This window comes from Mycobacterium sp. MOTT36Y (genome assembly GCF_000262165.1).
Classification (GTDB): domain Bacteria; phylum Actinomycetota; class Actinomycetes; order Mycobacteriales; family Mycobacteriaceae; genus Mycobacterium; species Mycobacterium intracellulare.
Map to the genome: position 1 here is coordinate 67,477 of NC_017904.1, position 18,601 is coordinate 86,077.

Below are 18,601 nucleotides of genomic sequence, written 5' to 3' on the forward strand. Positions count from 1 at the left end.
GGGTCGAGTTACGCCGGGGGACGGGCGTTACGTGGGCAAACTCATCTGTTTGACGGTGCCGTCACCGCCGAAAGCGATGTAGCCGCCGCCGTAGTCGCTGGAGACATAGAGCGACAGCGTCAGCGCCCCGGGTGTGGTCGGGTCTTTTGCCGGCTCGACGATCAGGTACGTCGATTTCACGTCGGACGGCTTCATGCGCAGGGTCTGCGGGGCGCCGCGCATGATGCCCACCGCCGCGTTGACGTCGAATTTGCTCAGGTCGACCGGCACCGGACCGTCCGAGGAACTCTTGGCCGAGCTGGTCGGATCGCCCCAACCGCCCCGGTAGGTGTAGGCGAGGATCCGCCGGTCGTCGGAGGGGTCCGGGCGGTCCAACGCCGCATACGTCGGGTAGATCACCAGGCGGTAGCCCATGGTGTCGCCGAACCGTTTGCGCATCTGCTCGAGCAATCCCGTGAGCCCGCCGACCGAGTGCAGTTGCGTCGGCGGCGTCAGGACCACGGCGGCGACGCCGTCGGGCTTCGCTCCCGGGTCCGTGGTGAAGTCCAGCGGCGAGCGGGTGTTGCCGTAGAGGCCCCATCCGATGCCCATGCCCAGCAGGACCGAGACGACGAAGGCGGCGGCCGGTGTGGCCCACCCGCCCAGCCGCGATCGCCGGGGCCGCGAGTCGAGGGCGGGCAGTTCCCGCCCGGTGTTGGATTGCAGATCGCGCACCAGAGCCTGCAGGTCGCCCAGCGTCACCGCCTTGGTGGCCGCGCTGACCCTTTCCCGATGCTCCTCGGCGGAGACCTCGCCGTCGCTCAGCGCGTTGTCGAGGATCGTGCAGGTGTCCTGACGGTCGCTGTCCCTGGCGCGGGTGGACGCCGTCAACCCGCCGGCCAGCGGTGTCCCGAGCCATTTCGCCACGGGATGATCGTAGAAGTCCGGCTCGGGTTGGGCGCAGAAATCGACACCGAGCACCGCGGCAGGCCCGCCACAGTTTTGGTTGCGTATCACTGGTCGGGATGGCGTCGTACTCTGGTGGGCGTGCGACTGCAGCGACAAGTGGTGGATTACGCGCTTCGGCGGCGCTCACTGCTGGCCCAGGTGTATTCGGGCCGGACGGGCGTGTCCGAGGTGTGTGACGCGAACCCGTATCTGCTGCGCGCCGCCAAGTTTCACGGGAAACCGAGCCAGGTCATGTGCCCGATCTGCCGCAAGGAGCAGCTGACCCTGGTCTCGTGGGTGTTCGGCGAACACCTGGGCCCGGTCTCGGGCTCGGCGCGGACCGCCGAGGAGTTGGTGATGCTGGCCACCCGCTTCGAGGAGTTCGCGGTCCACGTGGTGGAGGTGTGCCGCACGTGCAGCTGGAACCACCTCGTCAAGTCATACGTGCTCGGCGCGGCGCGCCCGGCATCTCCTCCCAGGGGCAGCGGGCGCTCGCGGGCGGCGCGCAACGGCGCCCGCACGGCCACTGAATGAGCTCGAATGACGAAGGACGGCACAGCCAGTCGTCCGGTGACGAACGTGGGCCAGGGGCCGAGCGGGTGGGCAACCGCGACAACGACGACCGTCCGCAGGATCCCGGACAGCGCAATGCGCCGCGACCGTCCAACCGCCGCCGGCAGGGGCCGCCCGACGATCGCCTGACCACGATCCTGCCGGCGGTCAGAGACGACCGGGCGCCGCGGCGCTCCGACCCGATCGACGAAGTCAAAGCCGCCTTGGCCGGCCCGCCGTCGGCGCCCTTGCGCCGTGACGCGATCGACGAGGTCAAGGCCGCCTTGGACAGCCGCGGCCCGGCGTCGGGCCGGCAGCAGCGCGCCGGCTCCGGAGGTCGCCCACCCGGCGGACCTCCTCCGCCGCCGCGGCCTGGGCGGCCCGGCGGATCCGACGGGCCGGGCAGGCGGGCGGCCGGGCCGTGGCGCGACTGGGCCTGGACCCAGCAGATCAACTGGCTGTGGGTGCGCCGCGCCGCCTACCTGTGTGCGGCCGTGCTGGTGCTGTTACCGATCGTCACCTTCGCGATGGCGTACTTCATCGTCGACATTCCCAAGCCGGGGGACCTTCGCACCAACCAGGTGTCGACCATCCTGGCCAGCGACGGCTCGGAGATCGCCAAAATCATTCCGCCGGAAGGTAATCGGGTCGACGTCAACCTCAACCAAGTGCCCGTGCACGTCCGCCAGGCGGTGATCGCCGCCGAAGACCGCAACTTTTATTCCAACCCCGGCTTCGACTTCAGCGGCTTCGCACGGGCGGTGAACAACAACCTCTTCGGCAGCGGCGACCTGCAGGGTGGATCGACGATCACCCAGCAATACGTGAAGAACGCCCTCGTCGGGTCGGCGCAGCACGGCATCAGCGGCCTGATGCGCAAGGCCAAGGAATTGGTCATCGCCACCAAGATGTCGGGGGAGTGGTCGAAAGACGAAGTGCTGCAGTCCTATCTGAACATCATCTACTTCGGGCGCGGCGCGTACGGCATCTCCGCGGCATCGAAGGCCTACTTCGACAAGCCGGTCGAGCAGCTCACCGTATCGGAGGGGGCACTGCTGGCGGCCCTCATTCGGCGGCCCTCCACCCTGGACCCGGCCGTCGACCCCAAGGGCGCCCTGGCGCGGTGGAACTGGGTGCTCGACGGCATGGTGGAGACCAAGGCGCTGTCGTCGAACGACCGTGCCGCGCAGGTGTTCCCGCAGACCGTGCCGCCCGATCAGGCGCGCGCACAGAACCAGACGACCGGGCCCAACGGGCTCATCGAGCGCCAGGTGACCCGAGAACTGATGGATCTGTTCAACATCGACGAACGGACGCTGAACACCCAGGGGCTTCAGGTCACCACCACCATCGACCCCAAGGCCCAGCAGGCCGCCGAGAAGGCCGTGTCGAAATACCTCGACGGCCAAGACCCCGACATGCGCACGGCGGTGGTGTCGGTCGATCCGCACGACGGCTCGATCCGCGCCTACTACGGCGGCAGCGACGCCAACGGCTTCGACTTCGCTCAGGCCGGATTGCAGACCGGGTCCTCGTTCAAGGTGTTCTGCCTGATCGCCGCGCTCGAGCAGGGGATCGGCCTGGGTTATCAGGTGGACAGTTCGCCGTTGACCGTCGACGGCATCAAGATCACGAACGTCGAGGGCGAAAGCTGCGGGACGTGCAACATCGCCCAGGCGCTCAAGCAATCGTTGAACACCTCGTATTACCGGCTGATGCTCAAGCTCAAGGGCGGACCGCAGGCCGTGGCCGACGCCGCGCACCGGGCCGGCGTCGCGACCAGCTTCCCCGGCGTCCCCCACACCCTGTCCGAGGACGGCAAGGGCGGACCACCGAACAACGGAATCGTGCTGGGCCAGTATCAAACCCGGGTGATCGACATGGCCTCGGCGTATGCCACGCTAGCCGCCTCCGGCGTCTATCACCGGCCGCATTTCGTGCAGAAGGTGGTCAATTCCGACGGCCAGGTGCTGTTCGATGCGAGCAAGTCCGAGGACAACGGCGAGCAGCGCATCCCCAAGGCCGTCGCCGACAACGTCACCGCCGCCATGGCACCGATCGCCAGCTACTCGCGCGGCCACGCGCTGGCCGGCGGCAGGCCATCGGCGGCCAAGACCGGCACCACGCAGCTGGGTGACACCAACTCGGACAAGGACGCCTGGATGGTCGGCTACACGCCCTCGCTGTCGACGGCCGTGTGGCTGGGCACCGCCAGAGGTGACGAACCGCTCGTAACGGCTTCGGGCGCACCGGTTTACGGCTCGGGGCTGCCATCCGATATCTGGAAGGCCACCATGGACGGCGCGCTCAAGGGCACGTCCAACGAATCCTTCCCCAAACCGACCGAGATCGGCGGCTACGCGGGCGTGCCGGCGCCGCCGCCCCCGCCGAAGCCGCCGGCCGAAACCGTCATTCAGCCCACCATCGAAGTGGCGCCGGGCATCACCATCCCGGTCGGACCGCCCACGACGATCACGCTCGCGCCACCGCCGCCCGGCGGCGGCCCGCCGGGTGTTCCGGAGCCGGGCGGCGGTGTCCCGCCGGGTGGGCCCCAAGCGCCGCCCCCGCCGCCGTGACCGGGGACGCGGAACACGGCGCCACCATTTCACCGCGGCCGTTGGCCGCGGACCTACGCAGCGCCGACAACCGAGACTGTCCGAGCCGCACCGACTTTCTGGGCGCCGCGCTCGCCGATGTCGTCGGGGGTCCCGTCGGCCGGCACGCGCTGATCGGCCGCGCTCGGTTGATGACGCCGCTGCGGGTGATGTTCCTGATCGGGCTGGTCTTCTTGGCGCTCGGCTGGTCGACCAAGGCGGCCTGCCTGCAAAGCACCGGCACCGGCACCGGCGATCAGCGCGTGGCCAATTGGGACAACCAGCGCGCCTACTACGAGCTGTGCTATTCCGACACGGTGCCGCTCTACGGCGCGGAGCTGTTGAGCCAGGGCAAATTTCCGTACAAGTCGAGCTGGATCGAGACCGACTCCACCGGCGCCCAGCAGATCCGCTACGACGGCCGGCCCGCGGTGCGGTACATGGAGTATCCCGTGCTGACGGGGATGTACCAGTACGTGTCGATGGCGCTGGCCAAGACCTACACGGCGCTGAGCAAGCTGGCCCCGCTTCCAGTGGTCGCCGAGGTCGTGATGTTCTTCAACGTCTCGGCGTTCGGACTCGCGCTGGCCTGGCTGGCCACCGTCTGGGCGTCCGCGGGCCTGGCCGGGCGGCGGGTCTGGGATGCGGCCCTGGTGGCGGCGTCGCCGGTGCTGATCTTTCAGATCTTCACGAACTTCGACGCGCTGGCAACGGGTTTCGCGATGGCCGGATTGCTGGCCTGGGCGCGGCGCAGGCCGATGCTGGCCGGTGTGCTGATCGGGTTGGGGGCGGCGGCAAAGCTGTACCCGTTGGTGTTCCTGGGTCCCATGCTGCTGCTGGGAATCCGGACCGGGCGGCTGCGGGCGTGGGGCCGCACCGCGGCGGCGGCCGTGGTGACCTGGCTGCTGGTGAACCTGCCCGTGCTGGTGTTCTTTCCGCGCGGATGGTCGGAGTTCTTCCGGCTCAATACGCGACGCGGCGACGACATGGACTCGTTGTACAACGTCGTGAAGTCGTTCACCGGCTGGCGGGGTTTCGATCCCAGGCTGGGTTTCTGGCAACCGCCGACGGTGTTGAACACGGTCGTCGCGGTGTTGTTCGTGACGTGTTGTGCGGCAATCGCATTCATCATCCTGACCGCTCCGCGGCGACCGCGGGTAGCGCAGGTCGTGTTCTTGGTGGTGGCTGCTTTCCTGCTGACCAACAAGGTGTGGAGTCCGCAGTTCTCGCTGTGGCTGGTGCCGCTGGCGGTGCTGGCTCTGCCGCATCGCCGGGTGCTCTTGGCGTGGATGACCATCGACGCGCTGGTGTGGGTGCCGCGGATGTATTACCTGTACGGCAATCCCAATCGTTCGCTGCCCGAGCAGTTCTTCACCACCACGGTGCTGTTGCGTGACGTCGCGGTCATCGCGTTGTGCGCGCTGGTGATCCGCCAGATCTACCGGCCCGACGAGGATTTGGTGCGCTGGGGCGGACGGGTGGACGACCCGGCGGGCGGGCCGTTCGACCGCGCACCCGACGCCCCGCCGGGCTGGCTTCCGGACTGGCTGCGGCCGGTGGGCTCACGCCGCGCGAGCGCCCCCGTGCCCGAGGACGCCGACGAACAACCGGCACTGGCGCCATGACATGACCCAGGTCGCCATCCCGATCTTTCCGCGCTTCACCGCTCTGGACGCGGTGGGGCCCTACGAGGTGCTGCAACGCATTCCGTCGATCGAGGTCGCATTCGTCGGGCACCGCCGCGGTGAGGTGCGGACCGACAACGGAATGCTCGGCGTCACCTGCGACGCCACTTTCGATGAGGTGAGCGCCCCGGAGGTGGTGGTGTTTCCCGGCGGCATCGGTACCCGCCAACTGATCCACGACGAGGCCATCCGGGACTGGCTGCGGGCGGTGCATCCGAACACCAGGTTCACCACCTCGGTCTGCACCGGCTCATTGCTGTTGGCTGCGGCCGGACTGCTCGAGGGGTTGACCGCCACCACCCACTGGGGCGCCGCCGACCTGCTCAACAATTTGGGCGCGCGCTACGTGCCCGAGCGGGTCGTCGAGCACCTGCCGCAGCGGATCATCACCGCGGCCGGGGTGTCCAGCGGCATCGACATGGCGTTGCGGCTGGTGGAGTTGCTCGTCGACCGCCAGGGGGCGCAGGCCGCCCAGCTGCTCATCGAATACGACCCGCAGCCGCCCTTCGATTCCGGTGCGCTCGCCAAGGCCGATCCGGCGACGCTGGCCAGGGTCAAGGAATACATGGCCGCCCGGCGGTAGCGGGGTTGTCCCGTCGCGCGGATTTTCTGGTCAGCCCGGTATCCGGTAGCCTGGGGCGGTTGCCGACGCAGGCGACCCTCCTGCCACGGATCGACCGTGGCCGCTTGAGACCAGAGGAGGTGGTGAGGTTTCCATGCGTCCATACGAAATCATGGTCATTCTTGACCCCACGCTCGACGAGCGCACCGTTGCCCCGTCCTTGGAGACGTTCCTGAACGTCGTCCGCAAGGATGGCGGATCCGTCGACAAGGTCGACATCTGGGGCCGGCGCCGGCTGGCCTACGAGATCGCCAAGCACGCCGAAGGCATCTACGTTGTCGTCGACCTGAAAGCCGAGCCCGCGACGGTGTCCGAGCTCGACCGCCAGCTCAGCCTCAACGAGTCGGTATTGCGCACCAAGGTGATGCGCACCGACAAGCACTAACAATCGTGGCCGCGCCGTGGACCCACGGCGGGGTGCACCTGCGTAGGCTCAGCGAGGACACGCTCATGACATCCACTACCGGAGCGGCGAGCAACAGCGTGGAACGAGGAGGAAACTGTGGCTGGTGACACCACTATCACCGTCGTCGGAAACCTGACCGCAGACCCTGAACTGCGGTTCACTCCGTCGGGTGCCGCCGTCGCGAATTTCACAGTGGCGTCGACGCCTCGGATCTATGACCGCCAGAGCGGGGAGTGGAAGGACGGCGAGGCGCTGTTCCTGCGATGCAACATCTGGCGGGAAGCCGCCGAGAACGTCGCCGAAAGCCTCACCCGCGGCTCCCGTGTGATCGTCACGGGCCGGCTCAAGCAGCGTTCGTTCGAGACCCGCGAAGGTGAGAAGCGCACCGTCGTCGAGGTCGAGGTCGACGAGATCGGCCCCTCGCTGCGCTATGCCACGGCCAAGGTCAACAAGGCCTCGCGCAGTGGCGGTGGCGGCGGCGGCGGCTTCGGCGGTGGTGGCGGCGGTGGATCCCGCCAGCAGGCCGCGCCCGCGACCAGCGCACCGGCCGACGACCCGTGGGGCAGCGCGCCGGCATCGGGCTCGTTCGGCGGCGGCGACGACGAACCGCCCTTCTAAGAACTTCAGCAGTAGAAAAGGGAAAGAAAGACAGACATGGCCAAGTCCAACAAGCGGCGCCCGGCTCCGGAAAAGCCGGTCAAGGCGCGGAAGTGTGTCTTCTGCGCCAAGAAGGATCAAGCGATCGACTACAAGGACACCGCGCTGCTGCGCACCTACATCAGTGAGCGCGGCAAGATCCGTGCGCGTCGCGTCACCGGCAACTGTGTGCAGCACCAACGCGACATCGCCATCGCGGTGAAGAATGCCCGCGAAGTGGCGCTGCTGCCCTTCACCTCCTCGGCGCGGTAGGCGTCGAAGGCCGACTGAAAGTTACGAACGATGAAGCTGATTCTGACGGCTGACGTCGACCACCTCGGTACCGTCGGCGACACTGTCGAGGTCAAGGATGGCTACGGCCGCAACTACCTGCTCCCGCGCGGACTGGCGATCGTGGCCTCGCGCGGCGCGCAGAAGCAGGCCGACGATATCCGCCGGGCCCGCGAAACCAAGGCGGTGCGCGACCTCGGCCACGCCAACGAACTCAAGACGGCGATCGAGGCGCTGGGACCGGTCTCGCTGCCGGTGAAGACCGCGGCCGATTCCGGGAAGCTGTTCGGCTCGGTGACCGCCGGCGACGTCGTCGCCGCGATCAAGAAGGCCGGCGGTCCCAACCTGGACAAACGGATCGTCCGGCTGCCGAAGTCGCACATCAAAGCCCTCGGTACGCACCCGGTGGCGGTGCACCTGCACCCCGAGGTCGACGTCGAGGTCGCGCTCGAAGTGGTCGCGCAGAGCTAAGCGCCCGACATTTGCTCATTCCCGGCGGTGGCCTTGATCGGCCGCCGCCGGGCTTCGTTGCACTGCGTGCTTGCGGCCGCCGTTTGCCCCGGGCGGTCGCGGACGTGCTCCCTAGCGAACTATTTCTGGGGTCCAGCCGAACGGCCCGCGTTACCGGCCCGTAACGCTGGGAAAATGTGGCGGAAAGCCAACACGCCCGGGACGGTAACCGGGCCCGACACGCCGTAGAGATTCTTGTCCACATGGTTTTCATGGCGTTGTATGGCCGGTATCTGCACCGATGTCCTGGCCCTTTGCTTTAATCCACAGGTTCTCCACACCCCGCTCAACACAGGTGTCGATGTATATGCACACACGATGCACAGCTTCATGAACAGCACCCCTTTTACCTAGTAGCCAGCAACGTCTAACGTCGTCCCGGCGCCGAGCGTGAGGCGCTCTGAGGCGGAGGTGTCAGGACCTCGACCTACCCTCAATGTCGGCTATCGAATGTATGTTCGTATGAGTGGAGCACGGGAGAAGGGGATCCATGGCGGTCGTCGATGATCTGACGTCGGGCATGGATGCGTCGTCGCCCAGCGAGGACTTCGGACGTCAGCCACCGCAGGACCTCGCGGCCGAACAGGCCGTGCTCGGCGGCATGCTGCTGAGCAAGGACGCCATCGCCGACGTGCTCGAGCGGCTGCGGCCCGGGGACTTCTACCGCCCCGCGCACCAGAACGTCTACGACGCGATCCTGGACCTGTACGGGCGCGGTGAGCCGGCCGACGCCGTCACGGTCGCCGCGGAATTGGACCGCCGCAACCTGCTGCGCCGGATCGGCGGCGCGCCGTATCTGCACACACTGATCTCGACGGTGCCCACCGCCGCGAACGCGGGCTACTACGCGACCATCGTCGCCGAGAAGGCGCTACTGCGGCGCCTGGTCGAGGCCGGCACCCGCGTGGTGCAGTACGGCTACGCGGGCGCCGAGGGTGCCGATGTGGCCGAGGTGGTCGACCGCGCGCAGGCCGAGATCTACGAGGTCGCCGACCGGCGGACGACGGAGGATTTCGTTCCGCTCGAGGATCTGCTCCAGCCGACGATGGACGAGATCGACGCGATCGCGTCGAACGGCGGTGTGGCGCGCGGCGTGCCGACGGGTTTCACCGAACTCGACGAGGTGACCAACGGTCTGCACGCCGGGCAGATGATCATCGTGGCGGCCAGGCCTGGCGTGGGGAAGGCCCTGGCATTGGATACGCCGCTGCCCACGCCGACCGGGTGGACGACGATGGGTGATGTCGCGGTCGGTGATGAGCTGCTTGGCGCCGACGGGACGCCGACGCGGGTGGTGGCCGCCACCGACGTGATGCTGGGACGGCCGTGCTACGAGGTGGAATTCTCCGACGGGACGGTGATCGTCGCCGACGCCGCGCATCAGTGGCCGACCTCTGGTGGCATTCGCACGTCGGCACAATTGCGCTCCGGTGCGGACAGAATCGTCGTAGCGGGGTCCGCCGGTGGGTACGCCGAACAGCGGTCCGCCACCGGGCTGCTCGTTCCGGTAGTACAGATCGAGTCGGCACGCCGAGTGGCCAGCGTGCCGGTCCGCTGCGTCGAGGTGGACAATCCCGCGCACCTGTACCTGGCGGGTCGCGGGATGGTGCCGACGCACAATTCGACGCTAGGGCTGGACTTTTTGCGGTCGTGTTCGATCAAGCACCGGATGGCCAGCGTCATCTTCTCCCTGGAGATGAGCAAGTCCGAGATCGTCATGCGATTGCTGTCGGCGGAGGCGAAAATCAAGCTCGCGGATATGCGTTCGGGCCGGATGAGCGACGAGGACTGGACGCGTCTGGCGCGGCGGATGAGCGAAATCAGTGAGGCCCCACTGTATATCGACGACTCGCCGAACCTGACCATGATGGAGATCCGCGCCAAAGCGCGCCGGCTGCGGCAGAAAGCTGACCTGCGCCTGGTCGTGGTCGACTATCTGCAGCTGATGTCGTCGGGAAAGAAGGTCGAGTCGCGACAGCTCGAGGTGTCCGAATTCTCGCGCCACCTCAAGCTCTTGGCCAAGGAGCTCGAGGTTCCCGTCGTCGCGATCAGCCAGCTCAATCGTGGTCCCGAGCAGCGCACCGACAAGAAGCCGATGCTGTCCGATCTCCGTGAGTCGGGGTGTCTGACCGCCTCGACGCGAGTCTTGCGCGCCGACACCGGTGTCGAGGTCACATTCGGTGAGCTCATGCGGACCGGCGAGCGCCCCATGGTGTGGTCTCTGGACGAGCGGCTGCGCATGGTTGCCCGCCCGATGATCAACGTGTTCCCAAGCGGCCGGAAAGAGGTATTTCGGCTGCGGCTGGCCTCCGGACGTGAAGTGGAGGCCACGGGGAACCACCCCTTCATGAAACTTGATGGCTGGACTCCATTGGAGCGATTGCAGATTGGTGATCGTATCGCCGCGCCCCGGCGGGTTCCGGAGCCCATCGATACCCAGCGAATGGATGACGCGGAAGTAATTTTGCTCGCGCACATGATCGGCGATGGTTCATGTGTGAAAAGGCAACCTATCCGGTATGCGTCCGTCGACGAGGCGAACCTGGTCGCGGTGACCTGCTCGGCCGCGCATTTTGGTGTGAAGGCGGTTCGAGACGAGTATCCCGCGGCGCGAGTCACAACGTTGCGGTTGCCGGCGCCGGATCGCTTAGCGCGTGGTAGGCGCAACCCCATCGCGGCGTGGCTCGACGGATTAGGCCTGTTCGGAAAGCGCAGTCACGAGAAGCATGTGCCGGAAGCTGTTTTCCGTGCACCCAACGACCAGGTGGCGTTGTTCCTGCGTCACCTGTGGGCGACCGATGGCTCGGTTAGGTGGGACGCCAAGGTTGGTCAAGGGCGGATCTTCTATGCGTCAACCAGCCGACGGCTCATTGACGATGTAGCGCAATTGCTGTTGCGGGTGGGTGTATTCGCGCGGATCAAGCGTGCACAAAAGGTTGGTTACCGCGACTCATGGCACCTGCACATCTACGGGGCGCAGAATCAAGCCAAGTTCCTTCGGCATGTCGGAGTGCACGGTGCGAAAGCGGTGGCCGCGCAGCAGGTCCTGGCTCACCTGGACGGCTTGGTGCGGAATCCAAACCTGGACACTGCGCCCCGAGAGGTCTGGAAGCGCGTGCGGAATGTTCTGGCTGACAGGGAGATAACCCATCGCCAGTTCGCCTCGGCGATGGCATTACAGTTCTGCGGATCGACGATGTGGAAGCACTCGCCGAGCCGGTCCAGGCTGCATCGTGCTGCGGCATTAATCGACGACCGTGAAATTCATGCGTTGGCAACAAGCGACGTGTATTGGGACACAGTTGTAGAGATTACGAGTCTTGGAGAACAAGACGTCTACGACGGGACCGTCAGCGGCACACATAATTTCGTCGCCAACAGCATCAGCGTGCACAACTCGCTGGAGCAGGATGCGGACATGGTGATCCTGTTGAACCGGCCGGACGCATTCGAAAGGGACGATCCGCGCGGGGGAGAGGCGGATTTCATTCTCGCCAAACACCGTAACGGCCCGACCAAGACGGTGACCGTTGCGCACCAGTTGCACCTCTCGCGCTTCGCCAACATGGCGCGGTGACGTCCGACGTCGTTGGTCGAACCGGCGCTACTTTGCGCTCCCGCCACCATCCTTGGTGCTCGCCGCGCAGACGGCAGGCAGGATGAGCGTGTCGATGACTCTGCGGACGAACTTCGCGTCGACGGTTTGACCGCTGATGACCCGCATCAGCCCCATTCCCGTCAAGGTGTCGGCGATAAGGGTCCAGTCCCCGTCGGGTGCGACCTCGCCGCGGGCGGCGGCCTGTCGGAGGATGGCCGTCACCACGCGCCTGCCCTTGAGCAGCATCAACTCGTCGAGGGCCGATGCGAGCTGCTGATCGTGCATCGCCTCCATTGCCACTCGCAGCACCAGATCGCTGGAGATCAGGTCGTCATCGGCGCGCGCCACACGTTCAACCACCGCGTCGAAGTCACCGGCAAGGCTGCCGGTGTCCGGGGCATCGTCGTCGATGAGGTCGGGCCGCCAATACACAAGCGCATCGGTCATCAACGCGGCCTTCGACGCCCAGCGGCGGTATATCGCCGCTTTACCAACACCCGCTCGCGCGGCGATATCGTTCATATTGGTGTCGTTGTAACCGTTTTCGGCTAATGCGGCCAGCGCGGCGTCGAGGATCGCGGGATCGCGGGATCGATCGAGCCGGCCTTGGGTACGTTGGCGCAGTTTTGATTCCGTGTCTGACAAGCATTCCGCCGCGGCGACCAACCCCGCCGCCAGCTTGCCAGACTCGGTCACGGCTCTCACGCCCTCGCTGTCGCAAGGGGCGCAGTGTTGTCGTCGTCGACCGGAGTTGGCTCGGGTCCGCCACGGCCATGCCTGGTGATCTCAAAGGTGTTGAGCGGCCACCAGAACCAGCGGCCCAGCGCGGCGGCAATCGAGGGGGTCATGAACGCCCGCACGATCAACGTATCGACCACCAGGCCGATGCCGATGGTCATGCCGAGCTGACCGACCACGCGCAGGTCGGACACGATCATCGCCATCATGGTGAAGGCGAATACCAGGCCGGCCGCGGTGACGACGCGTCCGGTCGCCCCGATGCCACGGATGATGCCCGTGTTGAGCCCGGCGTGTAGCTCTTCCCTGAAGCGCGAGACCACGAGCAGATTGTAGTCCGAACCCACTGCCAGCAGGATCACCATCGACAACGGGATCACGATCCACTGCACGCCCAGCCCCAGGATGTCCTGCCAGAGCAGCACCGACAAACCACACGCGGTACCCAAGGATGCGGCGACGGTGCAGACGATCACCAGGGCGGCCACCACACTGCGCGTGATCAGCAGCATGATCGCAAAAATCAGGATCATCGCCGCGATGATCGCAATCATGAGGTCGGTGACGACGCCGTCCTGCATGTCGGCATACAGCGATGCCGTGCCGGCGAGTGAGACCTTGGCATTACTCAGCGGGGTGCCCTTGAGGGCATCTGCGACAACACCTTTGAGGCCCCGCACATGGTCGATACCCTCCACCGAGGCCGGGTCGCCCTGGTGGGTGATGATCATCCGGACTGCCTTGCCGTCGGGTGACATGAACATCTTCATGCCACGTTTGAAGTCGGGATTGTCGAACACGTCCGGTGGCAGATAGAACAAGTCGTCATTCTTGGCCTGGTCGAAGTACAGGCCGATCTCCGTCGCGCCTTTGGCCAGCTCCTGCTGCTGGGCCTGGGTGCCGGCCTGGGTGCTATGGGTCGCGATCATGAAGTCGCGCATCTTTGTCATCGAGGTGATGGTGTTCTGCAGCACCGGCAACATCTGCGGCAGCAAATGATCCAACCGATCCAAATCGGTGGTGAGGCCTTGTATTTGGTCGGCGAGGGCGTCGATTCCGTCCAGGGTGTCGAAGACTGACCGCAGTGAAAAGCAGATCGGGATGTCGTAGCAGTGCTTTTCCCAGTAGAAGTAGCTGCGAATGGGTCTGAAGAAATCCTCGAAATCGGCGAGGCTTTGCCGCAATTCGTTGGTGGTGTCCACCATCTCGTGCGTCCTGCCAACCATGCTGTGCGTGGTTTCGGTCATCTCCTTGGTGATGGTGTACATGCGTTGCATGTTGGCGATGGTCCGGCTCATCTCGTCGGCCTGTTCGAGCATCTGCGCCGAGTTGTCGTTGTTGAACTTCGCGGCCTGCAGGGTGCCGGCGTTTTGCGCACCAAGCAGGAAGGGGATCGAGCTGTGCTCGATCGGTGCGCCCAGCGGGCGGGTGATGGTCTGCACCCGATCGATGCCCCGCATGCGAAAGACATTCTTGGCGACCTTTTCGATCACGAGCATGTCCGCGGGGGTACGCAGATCGTGATCGGCCTCGAGCATCAACAGCTCGGGGTTCATGCGGGCCTGGGAGAAATGCCGGTCCGCGACGCCCATGGCCTCGTTGGCGGGCATATCGGCGGGGGTGAACTTCTGGTCGTTGTACTGCGGCACATACGTCATCAGGGCGACGAAACCCACGACGGCGATCACGCAGGTCACCAGGACGATCGGGATGGGCCAGCGAACCACGGAGGTGCCGACCTTGCGCCAACCCGGCGAGGAGACCACGTTGTGCTTGGGGTCGAGCAGACCGAACTTCGATGCCACCGTCAGGATCGCCGGCGCCAGCGTCAGGGCTGCGGCGATGATCACCCCAACTGCGATCGCGCAGGGCAGACCCATGGTCTGGAAGTAGGGCAGCGTGGTCATGGTGAGGCACAAGCAGGCACCGACGATGGTCAGCCCGGAACCCAGGATGACATGCGAGACACCGCTGTAGGCGACATAGAACGCCTCTTCGGAATCGAGGCCTTTCGATCTCTCCTCGTGATATCGCCCGAGTAGGAAGATTACGTAATCTGTCCCGGCGGCCAAGGCCAGCATGGTCACCATGCTCACCGCGTACGGCGTCAAGCCGATGATGTTCAGGTTGCCCGCCGTGGCCGTAATGCCCTGTGCGGCAAATAGTTCCAGGCCGATGATGACCATGGAAACCAGCATCGTCACGACGGAGCGGTAGACGATCAGAAGCATCACAATGATGACGCCGACCGACACCAGCTCCATGATCGCCATGCTTTGGTGCCCTGCCACGCTGGTGTCGGCATTGAGCACGGTATTACCGGCGACATGGGCCTTGATACCCGGAGGCGCTGGTACCGACGCAACGATGTCACGCACGGCTGCCACCGACTCGTGGCTGGGCGTCGTGCCCTGGGGGCCATTGAGGAAGATCTGCACGTAGGCGGATTTGCCGTCCACGCTCTGAGAGCCCGCCGCGGTCAGCGGATCACTCCAGAAGTCCTGGACGTTCTGCACGTGCTGATGATCGGCTTCCAGCTTGGCGACGATCTTGTCGTAGAACTTGTGCGCCGCGTCGCCGAGCTTGTCCTTGCCCTCCAGCACGACCATCGCTGTGGAGTCGGAATCGTACTGCTGAAACACCTTGCCGATGTGCAGCATCGCCCGATACGAATCCGAATTGGTGGGGCTGATAGGCACTGAACGCGTCGCCGCGACGGCATCGAGCGACGGGGTCAAGATGCCCAGGCCCACCGCGACGAGCACCCAGAACACGATGATCGGTACCGAGAAGATCCGGACCATCCGACCAACGAACGGGCGGTGCGGCTTCGTGTGCAAGTTGCTCATACGGATTTCACCAAGCAGTAGATGAACGGTTTGATGGCGTCGGTGCTCGTCCTGCTGTCACGCACCTGACCGTCGACGGTCACCTGACACCGAAGATCGTGGGTGCCCCGATCGCCCTGGGCCAGGATGTTGGCCGACATCGACGGCAGCGTCGTCACGATCGTGAAAGACCAGGGCAGCGGGGCGTTTTCGATGAGATGGGGTTGTCCGTTCTCATCGAGGTAGTTGAGATTCGCGGTCCCACCCGCCCCGGTGACCTCGTACCGGATGTGCTTCGGATTGAAGTTCGCGGTAATTCCGGATCCCTCCGCCAGATTCGGGCCGTGATGCCCGGTGGACTCCCGGATGCGGGTGATCGCGTACGCGCCTAGTGCCACGACCACCACCAGCAGCAGCGGGATCCAGAACCGTCTCAACACTCGAAACACCGCGTGCGTTCCCCCAGCTTTCGTTGCGTTCAGTCAGACGCCGGACAGCCCGGTTGACGCGAGAAGATGGCTGCCAACCGAAGCGAAACTCGGGTTCCGAGTCAGCGACGGTGGCTACGCTAACACCGTCGCGTCAACCACGCCAACCGACCCGGGGGGCGTTGACGGGGTGGCGAGCTGTGTGCGCAACGGAGCCGTGATCGCATGGCCTTCACGCCGTAGCCGGTCGATTGGCATCGCGTCGAGCGGCGCGTAAAGGAGTCGTCCACCGCCACGCAGGTTGGCAACCTACGGTGATGATCGACGCGTAAATCTCGTCCGGTGGGTGCCCCCGGCGCGGCGCCGCCGTAGAAGACGGATTCAGGGACTCCAATTGTGGGGTAGGCTGAAGGGCGAATGTGTTCTGCATTCGCGAAAGTAAACGAAAGAAGTACAAGAGATATGACGCAAGGAACCGTGAAATGGTTCAACGGCGAAAAGGGCTTCGGCTTCATCGCCCCCGATGACGGCAGTGCGGACGTCTTCGTCCACTACTCCGAGATCCAGGGCGGTGGCTACCGCTCACTGGAGGAGAATCAGCGGGTTCAGTTCGAGGTAGGACAGGGCGCCAAGGGCCCCCAGGCCACCGGAGTGACCGCGGTCTGATCTTTACGTAATCTGTGGGCCGGCAAGGGATTACCCTTGTCGGCCCACAGATCGTTTACGGCCGGTGCCGCGGGCCCCGCGGCTCGGTCGACAAGCTGCGCGACGTATTTGCGGCCCATGCCGCGGTGGGGCGCGCCGACCAATTGCACCCCATAGGTGCCGGCCCCAATCCTGGCCTCAATCGCGAACAGCCGGGTCATATCATACTCGAAGTACTAATGTCCATCGAATTCTATTGGCAGAACGATGTTTTCGGCGACGCACTGGTTGAGCGGTGGAAGTTCGTCAAGGGTAGGACCATCCCTGATTCCGAAACCCGAGCAGCGGGATAGCGACGGAAGCTGTGCGACTGGTTCACTCTGGAGGCGGTGGTGCCTCGCCACAATCGGTAAGCCTCGGCTGGGAAAACGTCACCGAGCCGACACCGCCGAGGGTCATCCCGTTGTCCGCGAGCGTCATGGTGGTCGTGTACGGGCAGGTCTGAATTCCGGTCAGCCCGGTCAAGAACTCGACTTCGTAGGCGTACAGGAACGAACGCACGAGCTGGTCGGCATTCCACGGCACATCCAGCGCGAAGCCGAGGGATGACGCCGAACGTGCTCCGAGGACCCGTGGTCCCACCTCGCCGATCCCTGGTGTCAGGCGGAACGGGGTTCCGTCCTGCTTCGTGCCCGACACACTGCCGCTGCGGATGCGGTAACCGGTGGCGCCCGAAGGTACGAGCGGGCCTCTCGGGATCTTGGTGCTGAACAGAATCGAGTAGTTCGTACCTCCGGCGATGGCCGTTGTGCTGAAACTCGTCGAGGTGAATTCCTGGGGTAGCTGCACCGCGCAGTTGCCGACCATGCCGGATGGATCGCTGCACTCCGAAGGCTCGGCCAACGCGGCGGGTACGACGAGCGCGGCGCCCACGACGGGCACCGATAACGCGGCGCCCCGCATGAACACCCGGCGGGAGAAAGCGTCGTTGATGATGTCGGTCAATGCGAGCGCCTCCTTCGTGTGTCGGCCGACGCTACCGCGATAGCCTAGTCCGGCAGCGACAATGGCGCGACCACCCGGGAGCGGTCAGTAATCCCAGACGGTCGGTACGCACCGAAAGACGTTGCCGGCGACCGCGACCCGGCACACTGACGGGAACGGCAAGTGGGTGGCCACCAGCGACTCGCCTGTCGAGGCCAACTCCCGCAGGAGACGCACCCGAACGCGGGCCGCCTCCTCGGGGTCGTGCTCGAATCCGTTGTGCCACTCGGGGTTTTCGAATCCGACCTGAAACACGGCGTCACCCGCGAATGTCAGCCGGTCGCCGCCCGAAGCCAGGCGGACCACACTGTGCCCGGGGGTGTGACCACCGGTGCGGGTGACGAACACGCCCGCCGCCACCTCGTAGTCCGTCTCGAACGTCCGGAGCCGGTCGCGGTACTCGTCCAGGAATCGCGAGGCGACCGAGCGAAGCACGTCCGGTATCGGCTCCGGCATGGTGGTGTGGGAGAAGTCGGGTGCCTCCCAGAAATCGGCTTCTGCGGCCGCCACGTGGATCCGCAGGTCCGGACGCAACCGGTCCTTCAGCCCTTCGGTGAGCAGCCCGCCCACGTGATCCATGTGCAGGTGGGTGAGCACCACGTCGGTCACGGATGCCAGATCGACACCCGCGGCCTCCAGTCGCTTCGCCGTTTGCCCCGCCCGCGGGAAGTCCGGGAACTCCAGCCCCAGCCCGGCGTCGACCAGGATGGTCCGGTCACCACTACGCACCACGACCACGTTCAGCGGCCAGTCGACCACCTCAGGCGGCAGGAAGTTATCGCCCAGCCAGCCTGCCAGCTCGGCGGGGGCGGCGTTGGTGGCCAACGTCGAGGTGGTTATCGGTAGCACCCCATCGCTGATCACCAGCACGTCAATCTCGCCGACCCGCACCGCGTAGCGCGACGGCACCAACTCGTCCGCCGGGGCCATCCGGGCGTCTGAGGCGTGCGCCAGGCTCATCTTCGTCTCCTCGATAGTTGAAGGGCGGACCCGAACGGGCCGGCGAGGAATGGTGGAAAATTCATGCCGGTCCGGGTCGCACGGCATGAGCTTCGCGTGTCCAGGCAGTCCTTCGCGCCCTTGAAAGTGCGTAGTCC

16 protein-coding genes are annotated in these 18,601 nt (G+C 65.5%); 10 read left to right on the forward strand and 6 right to left on the reverse strand.

Going from position 1 to position 18,601, the window contains the following annotated elements; all coding sequences use genetic code 11:
• Nucleotides 1–27: 27 nt before the first annotated feature.
• Nucleotides 28–906: a DUF1707 domain-containing protein gene (locus tag W7S_RS00340; protein WP_014710762.1), complete on the reverse strand. Its 879-nt coding sequence runs from the start codon at nucleotides 904–906 to the stop codon at nucleotides 28–30.
• Nucleotides 907–1,026: 120 nt separating this feature from the next.
• Between W7S_RS00340 and W7S_RS00345 the strand changes: the two genes are divergently transcribed.
• The 9 genes from W7S_RS00345 (at nucleotide 1,027) to W7S_RS00385 (ending at nucleotide 11,800) form a co-directional block, all read left to right on the forward strand.
• A complete protein-coding gene (locus W7S_RS00345) occupies nucleotides 1,027–1,461 on the forward strand; it encodes a DUF5318 family protein (RefSeq protein ID WP_036389608.1) in 435 nt (144 codons plus the stop codon).
• The gene (locus W7S_RS00350) at nucleotides 1,458–4,055 is read left to right on the forward strand and encodes a transglycosylase domain-containing protein (protein WP_148277764.1); all 2,598 of its coding nucleotides are present in this window, start codon (nucleotides 1,458–1,460) and stop codon (nucleotides 4,053–4,055) included. The genes W7S_RS00345 and W7S_RS00350 overlap by 4 nt, the downstream gene beginning before the upstream one ends.
• Entirely contained in the window at nucleotides 4,052–5,698 is a 1,647-nt protein-coding gene (locus tag W7S_RS00355) for a glycosyltransferase family 87 protein (RefSeq protein ID WP_014710764.1), read from the forward strand. The genes W7S_RS00350 and W7S_RS00355 overlap by 4 nt, the downstream gene beginning before the upstream one ends.
• Before the next feature lies 1 nt (nucleotide 5,699).
• The gene (locus W7S_RS00360) at nucleotides 5,700–6,341 is read left to right on the forward strand and encodes a DJ-1/PfpI family protein (protein WP_008262689.1); all 642 of its coding nucleotides are present in this window, start codon (nucleotides 5,700–5,702) and stop codon (nucleotides 6,339–6,341) included.
• Nucleotides 6,342–6,474: 133 nt separating this feature from the next.
• Complete coding sequence (rpsF, locus tag W7S_RS00365) at nucleotides 6,475–6,765, forward strand: 30S ribosomal protein S6 (protein ID WP_007771721.1); 291 nt, start codon at nucleotides 6,475–6,477, stop codon at nucleotides 6,763–6,765.
• 117 nt (nucleotides 6,766–6,882) lie between these two features.
• The gene (locus W7S_RS00370; RefSeq protein WP_014710765.1) at nucleotides 6,883–7,404 is read left to right on the forward strand and encodes a single-stranded DNA-binding protein; all 522 of its coding nucleotides are present in this window, start codon (nucleotides 6,883–6,885) and stop codon (nucleotides 7,402–7,404) included.
• Between the two features lie 36 nt (nucleotides 7,405–7,440).
• On the forward strand, nucleotides 7,441–7,695 hold the full coding sequence (gene rpsR / locus W7S_RS00375; protein WP_003874730.1) for a 30S ribosomal protein S18: 255 nt from the start codon (nucleotides 7,441–7,443) through the stop codon (nucleotides 7,693–7,695).
• 30 nt (nucleotides 7,696–7,725) lie between these two features.
• Entirely contained in the window at nucleotides 7,726–8,184 is a 459-nt protein-coding gene (gene rplI / locus W7S_RS00380; protein ID WP_008262694.1) for a 50S ribosomal protein L9, read from the forward strand.
• A gap of 529 nt (nucleotides 8,185–8,713) precedes the next feature.
• Entirely contained in the window at nucleotides 8,714–11,800 is a 3,087-nt protein-coding gene (locus W7S_RS00385; RefSeq protein WP_014710766.1) for a replicative DNA helicase, read from the forward strand.
• Between the two features lie 27 nt (nucleotides 11,801–11,827).
• Here W7S_RS00385 and W7S_RS00390 read toward each other — a convergent pair whose 3' ends face one another.
• Genes W7S_RS00390 through W7S_RS00400 form a run of 3 tightly spaced genes read right to left on the reverse strand, consistent with a single transcriptional unit; the run spans nucleotide 11,828 to nucleotide 15,827 of the window.
• The gene (locus W7S_RS00390) at nucleotides 11,828–12,517 is read right to left on the reverse strand and encodes a TetR/AcrR family transcriptional regulator (protein WP_014381579.1); all 690 of its coding nucleotides are present in this window, start codon (nucleotides 12,515–12,517) and stop codon (nucleotides 11,828–11,830) included.
• 5 nt (nucleotides 12,518–12,522) lie between these two features.
• Nucleotides 12,523–15,408, reverse strand: a complete 2,886-nt coding sequence (locus W7S_RS00395; RefSeq protein ID WP_014710767.1) for an RND family transporter — start codon at nucleotides 15,406–15,408, stop codon at nucleotides 12,523–12,525.
• Entirely contained in the window at nucleotides 15,405–15,827 is a 423-nt protein-coding gene (locus W7S_RS00400; RefSeq protein WP_014383602.1) for an MmpS family transport accessory protein, read from the reverse strand. Before W7S_RS00400 ends, W7S_RS00395 begins: the two co-directional genes overlap by 4 nt.
• A gap of 450 nt (nucleotides 15,828–16,277) precedes the next feature.
• Between W7S_RS00400 and W7S_RS00405 the strand changes: the two genes are divergently transcribed.
• The gene (locus W7S_RS00405) at nucleotides 16,278–16,481 is read left to right on the forward strand and encodes a cold-shock protein (RefSeq protein WP_009952110.1); all 204 of its coding nucleotides are present in this window, start codon (nucleotides 16,278–16,280) and stop codon (nucleotides 16,479–16,481) included.
• A gap of 354 nt (nucleotides 16,482–16,835) precedes the next feature.
• On the opposite strand, the gene W7S_RS00410 is transcribed toward W7S_RS00405, so the two are convergent.
• Together W7S_RS00410 and W7S_RS00415 are read right to left on the reverse strand one after the other, a co-directional pair.
• Complete coding sequence (locus W7S_RS00410) at nucleotides 16,836–17,465, reverse strand: hypothetical protein (protein WP_008262709.1); 630 nt, start codon at nucleotides 17,463–17,465, stop codon at nucleotides 16,836–16,838.
• 84 nt (nucleotides 17,466–17,549) lie between these two features.
• Entirely contained in the window at nucleotides 17,550–18,464 is a 915-nt protein-coding gene (locus tag W7S_RS00415; protein ID WP_009952109.1) for an MBL fold metallo-hydrolase, read from the reverse strand.
• Nucleotides 18,465–18,601: the final 137 nt, after the last annotated feature.

Bases quoted from the DNA above. Each gene is read 5' to 3' on its own strand.
- W7S_RS00385 (WP_014710766.1), top strand. From the start codon at position 8,714: ATGGCGGTCGTCGATGATCTGACGTCGGGCATGGATGCGTCGTCGCCC.
- W7S_RS00405 (WP_009952110.1), top strand. From the start codon at position 16,278: ATGACGCAAGGAACCGTGAAATGGTTCAACGGCGAAAAGGGCTTCGGC.
- W7S_RS00415 (WP_009952109.1), bottom strand. From the start codon at position 18,464: ATGAGCCTGGCGCACGCCTCAGACGCCCGGATGGCCCCGGCGGACGAG.
- rpsF (WP_007771721.1), top strand. From the start codon at position 6,475: ATGCGTCCATACGAAATCATGGTCATTCTTGACCCCACGCTCGACGAG.
- W7S_RS00395 (WP_014710767.1), bottom strand. From the start codon at position 15,408: ATGAGCAACTTGCACACGAAGCCGCACCGCCCGTTCGTTGGTCGGATG.
- W7S_RS00360 (WP_008262689.1), top strand. From the start codon at position 5,700: ATGACCCAGGTCGCCATCCCGATCTTTCCGCGCTTCACCGCTCTGGAC.
- W7S_RS00350 (WP_148277764.1), top strand. From the start codon at position 1,458: ATGAGCTCGAATGACGAAGGACGGCACAGCCAGTCGTCCGGTGACGAA.
- rplI (WP_008262694.1), top strand. From the start codon at position 7,726: ATGAAGCTGATTCTGACGGCTGACGTCGACCACCTCGGTACCGTCGGC.
- rpsR (WP_003874730.1), top strand. From the start codon at position 7,441: ATGGCCAAGTCCAACAAGCGGCGCCCGGCTCCGGAAAAGCCGGTCAAG.